The 20,299-nt window shown below is 45.5% G+C and carries 17 protein-coding genes, 3 tRNA genes and 1 rRNA gene; 11 read left to right on the top strand and 10 right to left on the bottom strand.

All coding sequences use genetic code 11. The features are described from left to right. Positions 1-1,841 (bottom strand): 23S ribosomal RNA (locus NWF04_10790); the annotation flags it as partial. A gap of 569 nt (positions 1,842-2,410) precedes the next feature. On the opposite strand from NWF04_10790, the gene NWF04_10785 reads away from it, so the two are divergent. Beyond that, positions 2,411-2,487, top strand: a tRNA-Thr gene (locus NWF04_10785). 42 nt (positions 2,488-2,529) lie between these two features. Here NWF04_10785 and NWF04_10780 read toward each other — a convergent pair. Beyond that, positions 2,530-2,772 (bottom strand): hypothetical protein, encoded by a 243-nt coding sequence (locus NWF04_10780; protein MCW4007053.1) that lies wholly within the window; start codon positions 2,770-2,772, stop codon positions 2,530-2,532. Positions 2,773-3,017: 245 nt separating this feature from the next. Between NWF04_10780 and NWF04_10775 the strand changes: the two genes are divergently transcribed. Together NWF04_10775 and NWF04_10770 are read left to right on the top strand one after the other, a co-directional pair. Further along, entirely contained in the window at positions 3,018-3,959 is a 942-nt protein-coding gene (locus NWF04_10775) for an ABC transporter ATP-binding protein (protein ID MCW4007052.1), read from the top strand. Between the two features lie 14 nt (positions 3,960-3,973). Further along, positions 3,974-5,119, top strand: coding sequence for an ABC transporter permease (locus tag NWF04_10770; GenBank protein ID MCW4007051.1), 1,146 nt, complete (start codon positions 3,974-3,976; stop codon positions 5,117-5,119). A 15-nt stretch (positions 5,120-5,134) separates the two neighbouring features. Here the strand turns inward: NWF04_10770 and NWF04_10765 are convergent, their stop codons facing one another. From NWF04_10765 to NWF04_10755, 3 genes are all read right to left on the bottom strand, one after another. After that, complete coding sequence (locus NWF04_10765; protein ID MCW4007050.1) at positions 5,135-5,806, bottom strand: hypothetical protein; 672 nt, start codon at positions 5,804-5,806, stop codon at positions 5,135-5,137. A gap of 407 nt (positions 5,807-6,213) precedes the next feature. Further along, positions 6,214-6,330 (bottom strand) — tRNA-Leu (locus NWF04_10760). A 131-nt stretch (positions 6,331-6,461) separates the two neighbouring features. Further along, positions 6,462-7,166: a hypothetical protein gene (locus NWF04_10755; protein MCW4007049.1), complete on the bottom strand. Its 705-nt coding sequence runs from the start codon at positions 7,164-7,166 to the stop codon at positions 6,462-6,464. 281 nt (positions 7,167-7,447) lie between these two features. On the opposite strand from NWF04_10755, the gene NWF04_10750 reads away from it, so the two are divergent. The 4 genes from NWF04_10750 (at position 7,448) to ccsA (ending at position 11,630) form a co-directional block, all read left to right on the top strand. Beyond that, positions 7,448-7,687: a hypothetical protein gene (locus NWF04_10750; GenBank protein ID MCW4007048.1), complete on the top strand. Its 240-nt coding sequence runs from the start codon at positions 7,448-7,450 to the stop codon at positions 7,685-7,687. Between the two features lie 259 nt (positions 7,688-7,946). Further along, positions 7,947-9,254 carry a hypothetical protein gene (locus tag NWF04_10745; GenBank protein MCW4007047.1) on the top strand — a complete coding sequence of 436 codons (1,308 nt, stop codon included), beginning with the start codon at positions 7,947-7,949 and terminating at the stop codon, positions 9,252-9,254. Between the two features lie 186 nt (positions 9,255-9,440). Next, positions 9,441-9,518, top strand: a tRNA-Arg gene (locus NWF04_10740). A gap of 210 nt (positions 9,519-9,728) precedes the next feature. Then, positions 9,729-11,630: a cytochrome c biogenesis protein CcsA gene (ccsA, locus tag NWF04_10735; GenBank protein ID MCW4007046.1), complete on the top strand. Its 1,902-nt coding sequence runs from the start codon at positions 9,729-9,731 to the stop codon at positions 11,628-11,630. A 16-nt stretch (positions 11,631-11,646) separates the two neighbouring features. Here the strand turns inward: ccsA and NWF04_10730 are convergent, their stop codons facing one another. Beyond that, positions 11,647-12,054, bottom strand: coding sequence for a hypothetical protein (locus tag NWF04_10730; GenBank protein ID MCW4007045.1), 408 nt, complete (start codon positions 12,052-12,054; stop codon positions 11,647-11,649). A gap of 181 nt (positions 12,055-12,235) precedes the next feature. Between NWF04_10730 and NWF04_10725 the strand changes: the two genes are divergently transcribed. Genes NWF04_10725 through NWF04_10710 form a run of 4 tightly spaced genes read left to right on the top strand, consistent with a single transcriptional unit; the run spans position 12,236 to position 15,691 of the window. Continuing rightward, positions 12,236-13,660: a cbb3-type cytochrome c oxidase subunit I gene (locus tag NWF04_10725; protein MCW4007044.1), complete on the top strand. Its 1,425-nt coding sequence runs from the start codon at positions 12,236-12,238 to the stop codon at positions 13,658-13,660. Continuing rightward, complete coding sequence (locus NWF04_10720; GenBank protein ID MCW4007043.1) at positions 13,661-15,253, top strand: cbb3-type cytochrome c oxidase subunit II; 1,593 nt, start codon at positions 13,661-13,663, stop codon at positions 15,251-15,253. Further along, a complete protein-coding gene (locus NWF04_10715; GenBank protein ID MCW4007042.1) occupies positions 15,250-15,408 on the top strand; it encodes a hypothetical protein in 159 nt (52 codons plus the stop codon). The genes NWF04_10720 and NWF04_10715 overlap by 4 nt, the downstream gene beginning before the upstream one ends. Continuing rightward, the gene (locus tag NWF04_10710) at positions 15,386-15,691 is read left to right on the top strand and encodes a hypothetical protein (protein ID MCW4007041.1); all 306 of its coding nucleotides are present in this window, start codon (positions 15,386-15,388) and stop codon (positions 15,689-15,691) included. The genes NWF04_10715 and NWF04_10710 overlap by 23 nt, the downstream gene beginning before the upstream one ends. A gap of 165 nt (positions 15,692-15,856) precedes the next feature. On the opposite strand, the gene NWF04_10705 is transcribed toward NWF04_10710, so the two are convergent. The 4 genes from NWF04_10705 to NWF04_10690 all read right to left on the bottom strand — a co-directional run bounded on the left by NWF04_10705 (position 15,857) and on the right by NWF04_10690 (position 20,293). Continuing rightward, positions 15,857-17,467, bottom strand: coding sequence for a hypothetical protein (locus NWF04_10705; GenBank protein ID MCW4007040.1), 1,611 nt, complete (start codon positions 17,465-17,467; stop codon positions 15,857-15,859). A gap of 264 nt (positions 17,468-17,731) precedes the next feature. Next, a complete protein-coding gene (locus NWF04_10700) occupies positions 17,732-18,823 on the bottom strand; it encodes a PKD domain-containing protein (GenBank protein ID MCW4007039.1) in 1,092 nt (363 codons plus the stop codon). Between the two features lie 291 nt (positions 18,824-19,114). After that, entirely contained in the window at positions 19,115-19,519 is a 405-nt protein-coding gene (locus NWF04_10695; GenBank protein ID MCW4007038.1) for a hypothetical protein, read from the bottom strand. A 153-nt stretch (positions 19,520-19,672) separates the two neighbouring features. Next, on the bottom strand, positions 19,673-20,293 hold the full coding sequence (locus NWF04_10690; protein ID MCW4007037.1) for a GyrI-like domain-containing protein: 621 nt from the start codon (positions 20,291-20,293) through the stop codon (positions 19,673-19,675). Positions 20,294-20,299: the final 6 nt, after the last annotated feature.

Raw genomic sequence — 20,299 nt, 5'->3', positions numbered from 1 at the left:
CAGGCACCCCTTATACCAAAGGTACGGGGCTAATTTGCCGAGTTCCCTCGCATTACTGTATACCCGATACGCCTTAGGTTGCTAGCCTAGGGACACCTGTGTCGGTTCTAGGTACGGTCACAAAGGATCCTTCTTATTGCCCTTTTCAGTGGCTCCAGAAATCAACTGAACCGCTCTAAAACGAGCAGTTATTCCCGATTTCGTCTGGTTCTCGCCATTACGGCACTCCCCAGAGTTATACGGTTAAACAAGGCGACAGCCCTGCTCAGCCTATCCCGAAACGTCCGGCAATAAGCTTGCGTTGCCGCGTGTACCTTTGTGGTTCCGGAATCTTAACCGGATTCCCTTTTTCGGCATGGTCGGTTAAGCCATGTCTTAGGACCGACTTACCCCCGGCTGACGATCGTTGCCGGGGAACCCTGGCCCCTTCGGCGGAGAAGATTCTCACTTCTCTTTGCTGTTACTACCACCGGGATCCGCAATCCTAATCGGTCCACTGGACCTCACAGCCCAGCTTCTGCCCAACTAGGACGCCTTCCTACCAGCGCAGCATATGCTGCGTTCTGAGGTATCGGTGGCTGGCTTAGCCCCGTCCATTTTCGGGGCCGTGAGCCTCGGCGGGTGAGCTGTTACGCTTTCTTTGAAGGATGGCTGCTTCTGAGCCTACCTCCCCGCTGTCTGAGGCTGACGACGCCCTTTGGTTTGACATTTGGCCAGCACTTGGGGACCTTAACCTCAGTCTGGGTTGTCCCCCTCTCGGTCATGGAGCTTACCCCCATTAACCCGTTTCGTGAGGTCTATGACGCGAGTGGATTCGAAGTTTGAAAGAAAAGTGGACCCTTTCGGACCCTTGTTTTCCAATCAGTGCTCTACCCCACTAGCTACCTCGCTCACGACTAGACTAAGATCTACTTCGGAAGGAACTAGCTATCACCAGACTAGATTGGTCTTTAGCCCCTATCCCCAGGTCTGAGGAACGAATTGCACGTCAGAACCCCTACGAGCCTCCATTAGGCTTTCGCCTAACTTCACTCTGCCAAGGGATAGATCGTCTGGTTTCTAGTATGTACAACTGTGACTTCAGGCCCTTTCAGACCCTGCACCTGACTCTTGCGAGCTGCGTGCATATTGGTTTCCCTATGCTTACGGGCTTTTAACCCTTAGGCTTGCCACAGCTGTAAACTCCCCGGCCCGTGTTTCTAGACGGAACGTGCGACCCTGGTCCTCCTCTCTTGTACAGCCGCCTCACGACGGTTTCCTTTAAGAGGAATCGCTCCTTTTGGGCCGCACACGTCTGTAACTGTCTGGTTTCAGGCACTTTTCACCCCCATCTCGGGGTACTTTTCAGTTTTCCGTCACCGTACTAGTGCGCTATCGGTCTTGAGATGTATTTAGTCTTGGAAGTTGGTGGCTCCCAATTTTCCGCACCAAAGCCATGGTACGGTAGTCTGGGATCCCAGATAATCTCTTTTTGGCTTATGCTTAGGGGGCTATCACCCTCTCTGGCGGACCATTTCAGGTCACTTCAGCTTGACCAACGAAGAGAAACTGGGCCCTTAACACCACATCTCCCGTGCTTTTCAGCAGGGATTCAGTTTGGACTATTCCCAGTTCGCTCGCTGCTACTAAGGGAATCCCTTTTGGTTTCTTTTCCTCCCCCTACTAAGATGCTTCCGTTCGGGGGGTTCCCGCTCCGTAAGGGAGCATTGCTAGGAAGTCCCATTCAGGTATCCTCGGTTCGAAGGCTGCATGCGCCTACCCGAGGCGGTATCGCGGCTTGCCGCGCCCTTCTTCGGCTCTCAAGCCGAGCCATTCTCCAGACAGCGTGGCATATCATGGTCGTGGTATATCTGTTTCGCGTTTGATGAAACCTTACATTATGTTGTGTCGCTTTTTGTTGGCCTATGCGTGGCGTCATTGTGAGCGTGTATGACAGCGAGATGCCCACTGATGCCCTTCGCCCTCATCCATCACAGAAGGAGGGCTGCATTTTCGATCGCGTTTAGCAGATTGCTGAATTGTCTTAGAAGCAGCCTTGGTGAATATAAGTGTTGTGTTGGCACTTGTCACGAATTCTGGTGCCCACCAACCCCAAAAAACACGGCTCACACCGAGTCATCAGGCCACTTTGGCTAACTCCTGAGGCGAAATCACTGCCAATCTAAAGCAGCAAACACCAATTCAGGAACAGCCAATATGACAACCGACACAGATTAGGGTTTTGCTCAAACAAAAAACAGCACACCAAACAAAAACCGACCCCCCTCCCCCCTTTTCTGCATACAATTAAAAAATAGCAGACAAATAGATGGCAAACAGGTTCGTGTTGGCAATACTGAGAAAAGAGCAGCAGTAACTTTTATTTGGTTCTTGTTTTATGTGTTGGTGTAATTTGATGGTTTGTTGGTGTGCCTCGATAGCTCAGCTCGGTAGAGCGGCTGCCTTGTAAGCAGCAGGCCGCGGGATCAAGGCCCGCTCGGGGCTCCATTTTTGATTTTTAAAAGGGGGTTGGTTGTTAAAAGGGTGGGTTTAGGGGGTTTTTTCTTCTTTGGTTTTTTTGGCGAGTTTGGCTTTGATGTCCTCGGGTGCAATTATGAGTCGGTATTTGCGGGCTTTGGAGTCGATTATTTCGTGTTCGAAGAGTTTGCGCAGGGATTTGAAGACTTTTTTGCCGGGTTGTTCGGATTTCTCTGTGATTTCCGCGAGGGTGAGTTCGGTGCCAACTGGTTTTAAGGCTTCTACGACTTGTTCGTCGGTTTTGTTTAGTTTCATGTTGTATCCCGATTATCTTGGTGTTGGTTTGTGTTATTGGCAAAGGAAGTTTTTCAATTTTGCGGTGTCTTTTTTTTGAAACACCTTTAAGGCGAGGCGGGTTTTCTTCAAAAAGGGCATAACGCGCTATATAGTAGTCCATATCACTGGATAGCAAGGTTTTATACACCCCTTCATCTATTCTCAGTGGGCAAAAGCAAATTATAGCAGCTGCCAAAAGACGAATTTATCAGGAAGTCAATCAAATGAACCCCATCGAAGTCACCTCCCTAAAAAAGCAATACGGCGACATAAAAGCAGTCGACGAAATATCCTTCACGGTTAACGAAGGCGAAGTTTTCGGACTTTTAGGTCCTAACGGCGCGGGCAAAACCACTACCATAGAAATCATGGAGGGACTGCGCAAACGCGACGGTGGGGAAGTGAAGATTTTTGGGTTAGACCCATGGAAACAGGGCTATGCGGTGCACAAGAAAATCGGGGTTATACCTCAAGAGTTCACGTTTTTTGAGAAAATAAACCCAAGAGAAGCCATACTGTATTATGCGGATTTGTTTGGGGTAAAAGTTGACCCTGACCAGATTTTAAAAGATGTTTTGCTTGAAGAATCCACGGATGTTTTGTTTGAGAACCTCTCTGGGGGGCAGAAGCAAAAGACGGGGTTGGCTCTTGCGTTGGTTAATTCTCCTGATTTGCTGTTCTTGGATGAGCCTACAACGGGGCTTGACCCGAACGCGCGAAGAGCAATATGGGAAGTCATTAAGGGTTTGCAGGAAAAAGGCAAAACCATCATCTTAACTACGCACTATCTCGATGAGGCAGAGCAGCTCTCAGACAGGGTTGCCATCATGAACCACGGACGCATCGCCGCCATGGGAACCGTAGACGAAATCATCCAGCAACACGGCTCAGGAGAACGCCTAGAAATACGGGGCAACCAAAAACTAGCCAGCTACATCAAAAACAACACAGAACTCACTCTGGATTACTGCGAAGGCATAATTAGCATACCCCTAAAGAAAAGAATCGATGCCTTAGCCGCGCTGGCAGCCGCCGAGCAGTCAAAACTGGAGTGGGGAGAAATCCAAACCCGCCGCGACAGCCTAGACGATGTCTTCATCAAACTGGTAAGCGGCAGGGTAGACGAACACGGCGAAATCATAATCAAGGGAGCAAAACAGCAGTAGGAGCATGAAAAGGAATGGTTAGCGCAAGAAGAATTGTATCAGATTTCAAAGTTTTCAGCCGAGGATACCTGCGAAACAAATTTGGACTATTCTTTGGACTAGTTTTCCCCGTGATTCTTATCTTGATTTTTGGCGCCATCTTTTCAGGCGACTCATCAGGTTCCACAGTGGTCTACGCACAAAACCAAGATACAGGACCATTTGCTGCTCCACAGATGGATATTGCTACGCAGTTTGTAAATGCACTCAACGGCACCTTGCCCGACGGCACACAAGCAAGTGAGTCGTGGCCAATTCGCATAGAACTCGTAGGGTTAGAGAAGAATTTCACGCAGTACCTTACAGATAACTCCGCAGCTGACGGCGTTATAATCCCTGAAGGCTTCTCGCAGGCGTATTTGGCAGGTGAACCTGTGGATGTGGTGGTTTATGGGAACCCTGCGGCGAGCACAAGCGGCATTGTCAGTGGAACCGTTAGCGGAGTTGCGAACCTGTTTAACCTGCAACGCTTCAACGGCTCAGCAATAATCGGCGTACAATCCACCACGGTCAGCACAGAGCAAACCGAATACGTCGACTTCCTAATCCCGGGACTCATCGGCTTTTCCATACTGGTTAGCCCCATGTTCTCGTTAGTGAACATATCCTCGGAGTACAAGAAAACCAAGCTCTTCAAACAGCTAAGCTTAACGCCCCTAACCAAGATGGAGTGGCTAATCTCCAAAATCCTCTGGTACATAGTCTTGACCATAGTGAGTTTTCTGCTGATGGTAAGCGTAGGCATCTTCCTATTTGGCGCACACGTCACCTTAACTGTTTGGCTCATACCGTTCCTAATCTTTGGACCCATGCTTTTCGCATCACTAGGCATGCTCGTTGGAACAGTCACCAAAAACCCCGAAACCGCAGGCATCATAGGAAACATCGTCACTTTCCCCATGATGTTTTTGTCAGGCACGTTCTTCCCCATCAGCATGATGCCCGAGTACCTACAAAACATCGCCCATGTACTACCGCTCTACTACATCGTTGAAGGCTTAAACAACGTCATGGTCTACGGCAACTACGACGGCGCCATCATCGACCTGGCAGTTGTCGCTGTAATAACGGTTGTAATCCTCATAGCAGCAGTAAAACTCTTCAAATGGCGCGAAGACTAAACCCGCAAAAAAGGGTTATGCGCCGCCGTTTTTGGAGTTTTTACGTTTCGCCCAGCATTTCTTGCAGTACACAGGTCTATCCTCAGATGGCTTGAAATGCACTGAGCAGTCAACTCCACAATCAGAGCAAACAACCTTATACTGGGGTTCCTTGCGGGGTTTGATGTTGCTGTTTGGATGATAAGGCTTAAACATGCTGTACCGCGCTAAGCGGGGCCAACCAGTTTTGGCGTATTTTATCATGTGGGGATTTGCTTTTAGCCAGCGTAGCATGTGGAAAAAGTTTTTTGCACGTTTCTCTTCACGTTCGGCTAAGGGTTCGTAACCCAAGTTGCGCAGTTCATCAAGATAAGAAACCTCAATAACACGTTGGGGTTCGCCCACGACTTTGACGCGTTTAACGCGGTCTTCGCCGTAGATTTTGCGCAGCGCCTCAACAGCTTCATCAAAAATGTAGCCCTGACAAAGATGAATCTCTTCACCCTCAGCGGGCTTTAGCTTATCTAGCAGGTTAAAAACTATGCGGGAAGTTTCAGAGAGGTACTCTTTTTTACGAAACAAGTCAGGCTGAAAGAATTTTACGTCTATGACATCGTAGCTAAATTCTTGGGTTTCGTTGCGGTAAGCGCCGATAACTATCCCAAAAAGCAAGTCACCGCTACCAGCATCATCAACAATGATTGTCACTTAGCGTGCTTCCCTTCGCAAACCATAACAAACCTCGTATAAAAACAGTCCCCAAAAAACACGTTCAACCAAACATCAACAAACCCCAAGAAACCACACCAAACAAAAAACGCGCCATAAACTGGTCAAACGCCAAAGCTGTTGAGGCCTTGGCACCGGACAGACCTTAACCCCAACAGCTAGGCGCTACGACACACGGCTATATCTACTCTGGACGGCATGCAAGTCAACCACAAACCGCTTGCTTGGGGGCTTGAAGGCGGTTTCTTTAACGGGTCGACAGTGGATGGATTATCCAACAACAAATATAAACATTACGCAAATAAAACTAAACCACAGTTTAACAAACAGACGAAAACCAGCACCCACAAAAACACACCACCAAACAAAACAACCCCAAAAAGTTCTGGTGCCGGGGGTGGGACTTGAACCCACGAAGGCCTGAACCAGAGGATCTTAAGTCCTCCCCCTTGTCCTAGGGGGCGTTTTGGCCGCCTATTTAGACCTGGCTCGGGTACCCCGGCACCGACTATCCATAGTTGGATGGTGCGGTGTTGTTTAAGGTTTTTGCCGTTAAAAATGAAGTGAAAATAGGGGAAGTGCAGAAATTTGATTCAGTGGAGGTTGGGCGTAGAGGCGCAGGGTTTTTTGCGGCTCAGGTGGGGCGGGTTTGGTTTTTGGTTTGGTGTTTTTTGTAGAAGAGGGCTGTTGTTAGGGTTGCTGCGGCTATGAGTGCCACGGTTAGGGGGGTGAGTTCGGGGATTGTCCATAGGCTGGAGTCGGTTAGTATGTAGGAGTATTGGGCTTGGCTTTCGGCGCTGACAATAAAGGTTACGTGGAATTCAACGGGTACTCCAGTTGCCTTGTCAAAGTACAGGTCGACGTAGTCGGTTTCGTTCCAGGCGGCGTGGTTGATTTCTCGGGTGCCTTGCGAATAACTGCGGGTTAGGGTTTCATTAACTATGGGCGAGTAGGTACTGTCTGGGTAGAGAAAGTCGTTGGCGTTTAGGTCGGTTACAAGGAAGGGGAATCCGCCTTCGCCTGTTGCTAGATCAGCCTGCTGGTTTGTTGTTGTGAATTCGGTGCCGTTATCCAAATGCTGGGTTATGGCGTATGTTACTGTGAAGTTGTCTACGGAGGTCACGGTGTACCTGAGCCATTGGGTTTGGTTATCACGCACTAAAGGACCAGGCACGGGAATCTCGGAGTTGTTAGTGTTAAAATATGCGGAGAAGTCGTAAGTGAAAAAGTCACCGCGCGCAACACCCACAGAAGGTTCAGCCGCAACCGTGCACGAGAAAAACGCGGAAGAACACAAAACAAACAAAGCCAAAACCGCTAAAGCCACATTACGATTCATCCAGAGTAACACCAGCGACTTACGTCAACGAGTACAGTTTTAAACTTTACGCAAAAAGACAAAACCAACCAACCCAAACAAAAAAACCAGCTACACACCACCTTGTTTTTCTTTGACAAACTATGTAGAGTATTCTCAGTGAGAAAACAAATGGCAGCGCATTATATGCTTTGTAAAGTGTCAGGTTCATTTGAGCAGGGTTTCGAGTTTTAAGCAAGTACTTTGGGAACATCCACAACAAACAAGTCAACACCACTCCAACAGGTCGCACAGCGGTTGTTTTGGGAGAAACATACTTTATCAGGTCAAACAGCAACGCCGCCGTCTTGATAATCCTCAAAGAAATCAACCCAAACGAAACCCACATAGAAATCATATCCTGCGCAGGAGCAGCAGGCACCTGGGAAATCTCTTGGGGAGCCCACAAATCATACACCCACAGAATAAAAAACAGCCTACAAAACAGCGGACTAAAAACCCAAACAATAAAAGAAATCTCCGACTACGAACAAACAGCATAACCATCGTCACAAACATTCAACCAAGTCATCTTTTGCCTTAACCAGCAAAATCAAAAAGCAAAGAAGCTTTTTTGAGAAGGAAATTCTTTAGCAGGCTGTGGCGTTGTTTGTGTTCAGCCGTAGCTTGGTGCGAGATGCACGGGAAAATTAAGTTTTGCATAGCATCTTTGGCAGGGGTTTTGAAAGCAAGTTTTGCGGAGGGTGTAAGTTTTATTAGGTTTGTGATAGTTAAGTCATTAAGTTTGAGAGGAGAAAAGGCGTGAAGAGACAGGGTTTAATAGGTAAATCCAAGGATTTCGCATCTATTGATAAACAATTTAGGGCGGCAGTTCTAGTTGGACTGATGCTTTCTGGAGTGTTTTTAGCTACAGGAATTGGGTATGCAGTTGCAGCCGAAGCCCCAGCAACTAATTGGAGCCAAACGTATGGCGGAACAGACCAAGACGATTGCTATTGCGCCATTCAAACCAGCGACGGCGGATACGCACTAGCAGGCTCCATGAAGAAAGGTGGACACGGCACAGATTTTTGGCTTGTGAAAACAGACGCTAACGGAGTCATGCAATGGAACCAAACATACAATATGCAATACCAGGATTTTGCATACTGCATTATTCAGACCAGCGATGGAGGATATGCATTAGCAGGCATAGCAGGTGTAGATGCATGGCTTGTGAAAACAGACGCTAACGGAGTCATGCAATGGAACCAAACATACGATGGGGGAAACTGGGATGAAGTGCGTGGCGTAATTCAAACAATGGATGGCGGGTACGCACTGGCGGGCAGTACGCTTTCGTATGGCGCGGACAGCTACGATTACTGGTTTATAAAAACAGATGCAGTTGGTCATGAGTTATGGAATCAAACTTATGGCGGGGCAAACGCGGATAATGCATACGGCATTATTCAGACTAGTGATAACGGCTACATGCTTGTTGGCAGCACCGAATCATATGGAGAAGGATCAATTGATGTCTGGGCGGTAAAGACAGACATTGCAGGAAACATGCAGTGGAACCAAACATACGGCACGGCAAACATCGATTTAGGATACTGCGCTACCCAAACAAACGACAAAGGATACGCATTAGCAGGGAGAAGCAATGACGATTTTTGGCTTGTAAAGATAAATGCAGCAGGAGAAATGCAGTGGAACCAAACGTATGGTGGAGCCAAGGTTGATGAAGCGGTGTGTATTATTTCTACCAGCGACGGCGGATACGCACTAGCAGGCAGCACTGAATCGTTTAGTGCAGGACGAACTGATTTTTGGGTAGTAAAAGTTGACGCTGCAGGCAATCCTCAATGGAACCAATCATACGGCGGAAGATACCATGACAGAGCATACTGCATAATTGAAACCAGCGATGGCGCATACGCACTAGCAGGACACACACAATCATACGGCGAAGGCAGCTACGATTACTGGCTAATAAAAACCACACCCGACAGCTTACTGGTTGTACCCGAATACAGCCTAGGCATAGCGGGAGCATTAGCCGCCTGCTTAGCAGCACTACTACTCACCACAGCCATCAAAAAACGCCACAAAACACCAACATAAACCCAAACCCACCTTCTTTTTCTTCAACAAACCCACCCGTCAAAGCAGCAGTACATACGAACAGATAACCCACCGCACACACTTTACACAACACCTAACAAACCCAAAACCCCCAACACCCAAAAAGCCCTCCACACTAGAAGAGTTTTAAAAGGCTAATCCACACTTACAAAAGGCTAACACACAGGGCGAGTAGCTCAGCACGGATAGAGCACCAGCCTCCTAAGTTGGGGGTCGAGGGTTCAAATCCCTCCCCGCCCGCCACAGTTGATCCCCACATGGTTTTTACGGTTTTATCCGCGTTTTTCTGAAGGCTTTCACCGTTGAAGTCGCAGACTTTTTCAGTTGCAGACGCATTTTTGCTTTTTCCTGAGCATGTTTCTTTGATGCTTCAAAGCTAATTTAGTCCAAGGGGTAGGCTTACATTAGTCTTAAATAGTAAAATCAAAGGGAATATTCTGAAGCGTGAACCTATTGGAGTTTGGAACTGTTTTTCTAGTTGTTGCTGCTGTGCTGTTAGTCTCTGACTTTTTGGTTTCAGCGCTATCAAAGAGAAATGGAAAACTTGAAAGCTATGGGTTACTTGCCTCTGTTGTTACCTTTGCTTTAATTGCTGTTTCGTATGTCTTATTTTTAGAAGCGTTTGTTGGAAACAATTTCTCTTTTGTAGAAGTTTATTCGTACAGTTCTTCAAGTTTGCCCGTTATGTCTAAGATCTACGCGAGTTGGGGCGGTGCTAGAGGTTCAATGCTTTTCTTAACGCTTATCCTTGGTTTGTTCTACATGGCGCTTAGGTTTCAAGCGTACAGAAAAAAAGAAAAATTCAACATAACAACAAGTCAGATCTTCAGTTTGATTGTAATCGTTTTCTTAATAATATGTTTAGTCAGGAATCCCTTTGAACAGTTTGCAACCGTCCCGTTAGAGGGAAGAGGACTTAATCCGCAACTGCAAACGTTTTGGATGGCTATCCACCCCCCAATAGTGTTTGCAGCGTACGCCTTTGTGCTACTGGCATACACGTTAACGTTAGCAAGCATGAAAAACAGCAGAGAACTAGAAAACAGCAACCTCTTCAAATTTTCAACGTACATGGCATGGATCCTTCTAACGGTTGGAATTGCCTTAGGCGGAGTTTGGGCATACGAAGTACTGGGTTGGGGAGGATACTGGGCATGGGATCCGGTGGAGACAGCATCTTTGCTGCCATGGCTATTTCTTACCGCATATTTCCTCTTTCGTTCCCTATTCAAAAAAGCAAGCTACACCAAAGAATTCATGATTCTCTTAATTTTTACAAGTCTTGTTTTCCTAAGTGCGCTTACAAGGGGCGGATTTACCCAATCAGTCCATTCTTACGCCATATCCCCTGTGGCACCCATCATGATGATTTTTTCCTTTGCCATGATTTCATACTTTTTCCACCTGAAAAAATCTAAAAAACAATCGTTATTCAAACTGGAAACAGGAAAAGAAGCGGCGTCAAAATCTGGTTTCCTTGGTTTTTGGGCTATTATGGCTATTGCGCTGGTTTGCTTTGTAGGTTTAGCTTTTCAGGATTTCGCATACAATAGTTGGACATTTCCGTTTGTGATGGTTTTAGTTGCATCGATAATTGGCTGCTGTTTTGATAAAAAAACGCCCTTTATTCGACTTTTACTAATAGCCCTTGTAAGTTTGGGCGTGGGCGGTTTGATGGTTTTACTCCAGTTTCCAGACATAAATCCCCTTGCAACGCTAAGTTTACCCTTGCTTTGCGTGGCTTTTTTAGCAGTCGTCTACAAGCTCATCAAAGTGTCCATTAAGAAATCAAGCAGACAATTTGGGCATAGTCTTGTTTACTTGGGAATAATTGTGCTGCTCATCGGTGTTTTTGTCAGTGCAGGCGCAAAGAACACACAAACGCTAAATGATTTGGCACCAAACAAACCAGCAGAAGAGTTAGGTGTAAAAATTGAAATTTCCAATTTCACAGTAAGCATTAGTGAATCCAAAGTTTATAATGAACAAATAGCTGCTAGCGTGCCAGAATATTCGACAATACGCAGCGACATTACAATTCAGTATCTGGGAGAAACATACCAAAGCAGTCTTTTAGCCAATTTCTATCCTAACTATGGTTTAGTATTAAGACCCACAATTTTAAGCACCCCTTCGGGAGATGTCTATTTGCATTTTGAGTATACAGAAGCACTTTATGAATCCCTCACGCAAACATTAAACGACAACAATACATTGCCAAGAGCTGTATCGGTAACAGTGCAAACCAGCCCAATGATATACCTTGTATGGATAGGAGCAGGAGTAATTGTCGCAAGTATGGCATTACAGGTCATTTTAGATATGAAGCTAAAGCATAGAAAGACTTCAAACTAAACCAAACTGCAAAAAGCTACCCAAAAACAATATGCAGCAAATAATACACAAAACCCAAAGCCAAAGCAACCATCCAAGTCGCAAGTATCAGCCGCATTAATTTTGTTCTTTTTAGGCAGTAGTTAGTTTCGGATTGAATAAAAGCCCAAGTGGCAACCAACCATATCCCAAGAAACTCCGCTACTGCACCAACTATTCCATGAAACAAACCCACTATTGCCACTAAATCCAAAACAGGCACCTCCACTCGCAGAAGGTAAACAAGCGATGGCCCCATATGAGAAATCAGCATCAACCCATTTATTAAAACAGCAACAAGCATCACGTTACCGTGCCAAACGAACTTTTTTTTCTTCTTAAGATAGAGACTAAGTCCGAGTAACAGTAAAATTCCTATCTGAATTAAGAGATTAGCAAATGCCATCCCCTCATGAACTTGGTCATAAGTAACGATAGACTACACCTAAAGTATTTTCAACGAGTTTAGAGTATAAATGCTTTTAAAACTGCAAAAACAGCCGCCTATGCAGTAGACGTTGATTTGGTAACAACAAACAATTTTATATATTAAGTGGAACAGAAGAGGGAGCAAGACTTGGTTTACTTTGTCAAATTCCGAGAAGAGAGAGGTTTTAACTAAACCGCCTGACCTAAAAAGCGCAGATTCTGTTAGCAAATTATGGTTCTACTTCACTATTGCGTGGTTCCCAATCTTTACGATTTTTGGTTTTTTGATGGCGATAAAGTTTTTCGTTCCAACCTTTCTTGTTGACTCGGCATGGTTAACTTTTGGCAGAATCCGACCTGCGCATGTTAACGGTCTACTTTTTGGCTTCTTATCATCTGGATTAATCGGCATAATGTATTACATAGTCCCTCGCCTATGCAGAACCTCGCTGTATAAACCAAATATTGGAAAGTTCACCGCGGTTCTTTGGAATGTGGGCGTAATCGCGGGAGTTCTAATGATTTTAAGTGGCAACACCCAAGCAAGAGAATATGCAGAGATGCCCTGGATTATTGACATATTCATAATGGCAGCTTTAGTCTTGATTGGCATCAACGTTATCGGCACTATAATGAAGAGAAAGGAACACAAATTATACGTGAGCCTATGGTTTTACGCAGCAATGTTTCTTTGGTTTCCAATAGTGTACTTCATTGGAAACGTTATGTGGCATCCTCCAAGTGGAGCATTGTTTGGTCTAACCGACGCAATTTTTAACTGGTTTTATGGGCATAACGTCTTGGGTTTATGGTTCACGCCTTTTGGGTTTGGTTTGTGGTACTATTTTATTCCCAAACTAACAAAACGAGCATTATACAGCGTGACTCTCTCGTTAATCAGCTTCTTCGCGTTAGCCTTCTTCTATACAGGTGTAGGTGGACATCACATCTTGCAAGCGCCGATTCCAGAATGGCTCAAGACAATAGCGGTCTCAACAAGTGCGTTAATGATGTTTTCAGTTCTAACATTCGGAGCAAACATAGGCATGACTGTCCGAGGCTCTTGGGACAAAATCCTAAGCAACGTACCGTTAAGATTCATCCTTTTTGGCTTCATCAACTACATTTTTGTCTCTATCCAAGGCACTTTCCAGGCATTTCGTGACATGAATCTGTACCTTCACTTCTCTCAATGGCCAGTAATGCACTCTCATCTAGCATTATACGCAGCTTTTGGAATTTCCATAATGGGCTGCATGTTTTGGCTTGTACCACGAATTACCGGAAAAAAACTTTACAGCAAAAAACTCATGGACGTCACTTGGTGGATAACATTTATGGGTTTCATTGTCTTTATGGCGGGAATGATGCTTGCGGGACTTGTCGCTAACGCTTCTTGGTATGCCCACTTAACAATTGCTCAAACCCTGCCAACTCTTCCAGCATACTTTATTCTTCGAGCGGTGGGCGGTGGAATAGTTGTAGTCTCAGCATTCCTTTTTGCAATCAACATAATGCTAACTTTCCTCTCAAAACCAATTGTCCACCATGAGAACTTGGAAAATTATGGAGGTGCCAACTAGATGAGCCAACTTGAAAAGAAACTAGAAGAGGAACTAGAGCGACTTGAAAGGGCAATAAGAAAAGAAATCAAAGTCGTCGAAAAGAAGGCTCATCACTACAACCTGTTTCCCTTGGCAGCAGGTGGTTTAGCCGTGTTCCTTCTTATGGTTAGCATGGTTGTAGCCGCACCCTACATGTTCCTACTTGACGTGCCACCAAGTGATAGAGCTCATGAATATACACAACTTGAAGCAGACGGGAGAACCCTATACATGAGCTTAGGTTGCTTTTACTGCCATTCTCAGCAAGTACGTCTATCAGATTGGGGCATTGGAAACGCTTCGCTAGAGGGAGATTACGTATTTGACAGTCCACATGCCCTTGGAACCGAAAGAACAGGTCCCGACCTGGCACAAATCGGAGGAATGCGCCCCACAATTTGGCATCAACTGCATTACCAAGACCCTAGAAGTGTAAGCCCAGGGTCAGTAATGCCTAATTTTGGTTTTCTTACCGATAGCGAAATTGATTCTTTAATCGCTTACGTTAAGCATTTGGGACAAGAGGACTTAGAAGTAGATAACTCAGTTTCTGGTGGTAAAGCATATCATCCCGATGTACCGCCTCAATACTTCAATGCATCCAACCCGTTCGCCCCTATAATGATGCAGGTATCCATGAGCTACAACGCTGAAAACGGTACATACACAGGAAACTCCTCTTTAGGTGAACAATGGGCAGCTATTTTCGATGCAGGAAAAACCAGCTTCACCCAACGTTGCCTATCTTGCCATGGCTGTTCAGGCAATGCACAAGGACCATATGCAAGACATGTGGTAACGCAGCCAGCCAACCTGAACCAACGCATATCAACATACCCTGGAGACTATTACCACATTTGGCGAGTAACAGAAGGCGTACCAGGCACTGCTATGCCCGCGTGGGGGCTTTCGTTAAATGAGACGGAAATAGGGTTAGTATCCATTTACGAAATGAGTTTTGTTCTAGGCTCAGTTAGAACCATCTCAGGCGATGTTTCCGATGCAGAAGGCGACAATTACGCTGCAACTGTCCTAAACCAGCCAGGCATAAGCGGAACAATGCAGGACTACGAGAAGGGTAAAGGAATATACACTCTGTACTGCGCTCAATGTCACGGAGACAGCGGTGAAGGCAACGGTCCTGCGTCAATTAACGCACCTGGAGGATACATAGCACCCGAACCTGCAAACTTTACAGAATCAGGACAAGATTTCCCCAATTATGGTCGATGGGTCTGGAAGGTCAGGGAAGGCGTCGAAACTACGAACATGCCACCGTGGAAATGGGTTCTAAATGATGAGGAAATCTACCAAGTCATATTCTATGAGCAAGGGTTCAGCACGTCAGAAGACTACAATTCTAAATGGGCACCACTATATTCGGATTCCTTTGGAAAGAACCTAACTCAAAATGTCACCACAGACAACATAGCTTCACATACGGCAGAATTGGCAATTATCTTTGCAGGCGTGCTGCTGTGGAGCATGAATTTCCACAAGCTTTTGATAGGCTGGCAAAGAACAAAACGAACAAGTTTATCACACAAAATAAACAGGAGACGATTCTGGTGAACTTAGACATAACGATTTACGTTATTGGCTCCATTATGATGGCGGGCATATCAGTCGGATTTGTTTTGTGGGGATTCAAATCTGGACAGTTCAAGGAAAACGGGCACTTGAGAAATCAACCTTTGGAGGCAGATGAAAAAGAAAATGATGATTAACCACACAGCCAGCATCGCCTTCATAGTGCAAGTAAACCCAATTTACGCTTACATAACACTAATTTTCGTTGCTGCAGGTTCAATTTTAATGTACCTCATGGTCAAAAGTTCAAAGGAGTTTACAGTTGAAGAAACAGAAAAGAACTCTGATGACTTTGCGGGCGTGATACGAGATTCCCACGGACCCGTCGTTACGTGGCTTTGGGTAGCCTACGTTGCAATGGTGATTGGGGTTATAGCCTATTTAATCCAGCACAGCGCAGAGTTTGCAACCTTCCCATAACATCACACGGCTGATTTTCAATAGCTCAGCATACCAGATAGATAACGCCACTGCAAAAAGAAAACAAACTATGCCGCGTACCTTCAACAGCTGAACCCCGAAATAGAAAATACAATAAACTCAATTGCCAAAGGGAAGGACTTTATTTCAGGAGTTGCTCAAGTTTTACTTGACCTGTAGGGAAGAACGCTTTTTAACAGCGTCAAGGGAGTTACAAGAAAGCGGTGTTGGCGGGTTTTTGTGTTTCTTGATTATTATTGTGGTTGCCGCTATGAGGACTGCAACAACTAGTGCACTAGGAATTGCCCATAGTGGTAGTTGGGTACCTGGAGTTGGGGTTGTTGTTTCGGGTGTAGGGGGTGGGATGTTTATGTTTATTTGGTGGGTGCTGTGGGTGTAGTTGAAGGAGAGTATCCAGTTTTCGTTTGTGGAGGCGGTTGTGAAGTTTGTGGTTTTGCCGTCTATGGAGGTGGTGACGCCGTTAATGTTGGGGGCTAAGGTTTTGGCTATTGCGGCTTTGGTGTAACCGGTTGTGCCTGTTGGTCCAGTTACGGTGAAGCTTAATGTGAGGTTGTCGTTGTCAAAATTTAGGCCTGTGATGGTGCTGTTTGATTCAACGCAAAAGACTTGCTGGTTTTGGTATGGCAGAAAAGAGAGTGTTGTGGTGTTGGAGGCGCCTGTGTAGTTTAGGTTGCCGTCCCAGTGGGTTTTCAACATGAAGGTACCTGAAGCTGAGGGTATCCACTGTATGTTATATTCACCTAAAGCGTTGGTTTGACCTGACCCAAGGGGGAACCATGATTCGTTGTCACCGACGGCGTAGGATAGAATCACTGTTTCGTTTGCGTTTAGGGCGATGCTGTTTTCGTCAGAGATTGCGCCGTGGATGTTTACTGTTGAACCTACTTGCGAAGAGGAAGCCTCAGCAGCTATGGATATAACTGAGGGGAAACGTGTTGCGTTAGATGCGGTTGGTCGCGTGGGGATTAGCGGGGGCTCAACGACGGTGGGGGTTAGGTGAAAGTTGTCGATTATATGCCAGTTTGTTGCGCCGCCTGTTGCTGCGCTAAATCCAAAACAGTCATAGGTTTTGTTGAATGTTCCGTCCCAGCGAAAAATAAATTCGCCATCCAAGAATACACCCACATAAGAGTCACCAACTACGACGCAAACGTCGTGCCAAGTGTCGTCATCAACACGGCTTTCGTTGACGTAGACCAGATGGTTGCCAACAAAGTTCTTTATCAACGCAACGTGGTCAGCGCTTGGGTCACCGTGCTCGTTGGGCGGGGAAGGCTCAGAGTAACCGATGTTTTGGTGAGAATCAAATTCAATAGCATAACCACAAGTTTCGTTATGTTTTTTGCTAAAACCTAATGCTTCGCCGTTTCCTATGTCCAAATGGAGCTGTTTGTAGAAGAACATGGTAAAGCCGTCTCCACCGCTTCCGCCACCGACCTTGTAGCTAAAATTGGCGGTAAAAGAGTTAGTGAAAGGTAACTTGAAGAAAGCTGCGCCGCCCTGATCACCAAGGGGTTCAGTTAAGACCAAAGTTTCGTTTCCATCGTCACGGTAGGCGCTTCCGTAAATTGTCCACAAAGAAGAATCAGTGCTAAAATCATCGGTGTAGGTTGTGTCAATAGAAGGCGAAATTCCCGTCGCGGGCAAAGCGGATATGACCAAGGATTCATCAGAGGAATTTGCCACCCCAAAACTTGTTGAAGCAATCAAGGAAGCTACCATCAAGGCAACGAAAACAAACAAACAAGACTTCAAGATACACCACCAAACCGAACTATCAGGTTTTTGTGATAAAAGCGTGTTTGTAAAAATTATTTGACACAAAATTTTTAGACGCAAAAACCAGCCATGCACACTGGAGCACACGTTACAGAAGGTTAAGCATACACCTTTGCTAAACCAGAGCAAAATGTAGCATAAAATTAAAACAAGCATAAACCCAAAAAAAGGTGGTGCCAGTGGCATACCCAAACAGAAGATTTTCTGCGTTGTAGAGGGTAATTGCCAGAGGCTACAGTTTTAGGCGGGGTTCTTGGTTTTGGAGAAGGGTAATTGTTTCTTTTTGTATGCGAAGAACAAGCAGAAGGCAGCTATGCATGTTGACAGGGATAATAGCGCACCTAAGGGTCCTTCAGGGGTAACCAAGAATGCGGCTGGACGATCAAAGTGCAGGGTTATAACGATGTCAGTTGCTTCATCGTAAACTTGGTTGTTGTTGACGTCAACGAATATGTCATAGTCTCCAGTTTGCAGAGTTGGCTCCCAAATCATTGTTATTGGTATTGTTCCAGTAGGACTAGTGTTTACAATGAGTCCAGATCGCCAGACAAAGGCAGATAACGGCGTCCCGTTAGTCCATGTGTCGACATGGTTGACAATGTAGAGGGGCAGTTCAGCGTTAGGTGGAAGCATAGCGCCAGTTATGTATACTGCCTCCAAGGTTCTTAAATCGAAAGATGTTTTGGGAGTACCTGCAGAATCACAAGTCTGCACTACTTGCGTAGGATACACGGTTACGTTTAGCTGATCTATGGCTGATAAGCCGTCGTTATCTGTGACATTGAGAGTTACAGTGTATTGTCCTGTGGCGTAGTATGTGTGGGTGGGGGTTTTGGTGCCGTTAGCTGATCCACCATCTCCAAAGTCCCAGAGTATAGTTAGTGGACCACCGCTAGGGTCGTAGGCGGTTCCCTGGAAATTTACAGGGACACCAACATGTGTATCTTCATCATCTCCCGCGTTGACAGCTGGCGGTACACTTTGAACATCTATCGGAAAAATTGTAGTTTCAGTATCTTCCAATAGCCCATCACTTACTTTTAGCGTTACCGTAACTGCTGTATCAGAGATAAAGCGCCAAGTGGCGTTTATGCTAGGTATAGTTGACCAAGGCGTCCATACCCCAGTGTTCCCAATATCCCAACGATAATGCAGGTCATTTCCTTCAGGATCATACGACCCGCTACCGTCAAACACAATTGTTGTATATTCGTATTCGTTAACCACGTAGGTCTGGCTAGGCAGAACTGCTACGGGAGGTTCATTTGCAAGGGCATTTACACATGTTGCATTTAATGCTGCACCAAACAAAAGAGCAGTAAACAACAACACAGGTATTAATCTACAATGAATCTTTTTCCCCAATATTTTCTCCTCATTTTATCAAGCATAGGGTCAAATATAAAAGTTTTTAAACACATAGAATTGCAATCCAAGTTCAAAAAAGTAACACATAAAGAAAGAACAACAAACCAAGCAGCAAAAACACTAAAAAACAAACCTCCAATCAACTGCACACAGCAAAACAGCCAACATCACTTTTGCGAAAAAACTCAAAGCAGTTAAAGAAACAGAACCGAAAATACCGTAGCGCTACAGACAGCACTCTATCTAAGCAAAAGTTTAGGGTGCATGGCGTTTGGCGCGGCAGGTTTGGCAGATTTTTTGTTGGTATCGTCCGAATTTTTTGGGTTTGAACATTTGTCCGCAGATTTTGCAGGGGACTTCGAGGACTTTGGGTTCTAGGGCTTTTAGGCGTTTTTCGATTTCTGCTTTGATTTCGGGGGAGTCTTCTTCTGATAGGGCTTTGGTTAGGAGGGTTTTGGCTATTTTTACGCGGTCTTCGCCGAAAAGCTCAGAGAAAACGCTTGCGGATTTACCTGTCGAATCCAGTTTAGGCAGCATACAAACAAAGTTTGCGGGATAAGTCTTTGCTTTGTCCAAATCAACAACTGTAAAAACAACGATATCTTGAGGCCCAGATACGCGATTGACAGTTTTTCTTGAGGCGTTAAGTTTTAGTTTCATAACAATCACACAAAACAGGACACGCAAACACATATACAGTGAATATGTCCCTTTAAAGAGGAATCGTTACTTAAAACGCTTTGTTTTTCAAAAGGAAATTTACATAAAAAAGGAAAGCAAAAAAGAAACGCCAAAGCAGGTTGCAAAGAAAAATCACGTTATTTTTTTCATAGGCTGGCGCAGGATGGTTTTTAGTTTTTCAGGAGCAGATTTTCGGGGGTCGCCCAAATAGATTTCGTGATGTTTGCCGTTGAAGACGTAGCTGTTTTCTTGGATAAAACCGTGGAGCTGTTTGATGGTGGGGGCTTCTTGGACGTAGGAGCCAAAATGTAGGATTTGGGCAGACAAGCCCTCATCGAAGGCTTCAAAGTGCAAACGGTCTACGGCGGGCAGGTTTTTCTTTTTCTGCACTTGCAAAGCGGCTTGTTCGAAAAGCTGTTTTGTCACAAATTTGGGCTGCATAATCATCATAGTCCACTTCCAAGCGTCTTTGTCTTGGGCGGCGAAACTGGTCATGTCATCAGCCCACCACAGCCCCTCCAAAGGCAACACTCCATAATCAACCGCAGCCTCACCTTTCTTGACCATGAATTTGAGGGCGTAAGAGACGCTAAACAAAGCCTCCACAGCCTCACGGTAAACCTGAGAAGTGTTTGGGTCACCAAAACCGTCCACCATCAAAAAATTCATGGCAGGAACATCTACCACTGCAACGCCCTTAAACGAGGCGCCGTAAAGGGGTTTTAGCTCTTTTTTGTAGTCGATTTTAGTCATAAACCC

Source organism: Candidatus Bathyarchaeota archaeon (assembly GCA_026014465.1).
Classification (GTDB): domain Archaea; phylum Thermoproteota; class Bathyarchaeia; order Bathyarchaeales; family Bathycorpusculaceae; genus JADGNF01.
The sequence above is the reverse complement of the archived record's forward strand: the minus strand, read 5'-3'. Positions and strand labels throughout refer to the sequence as shown.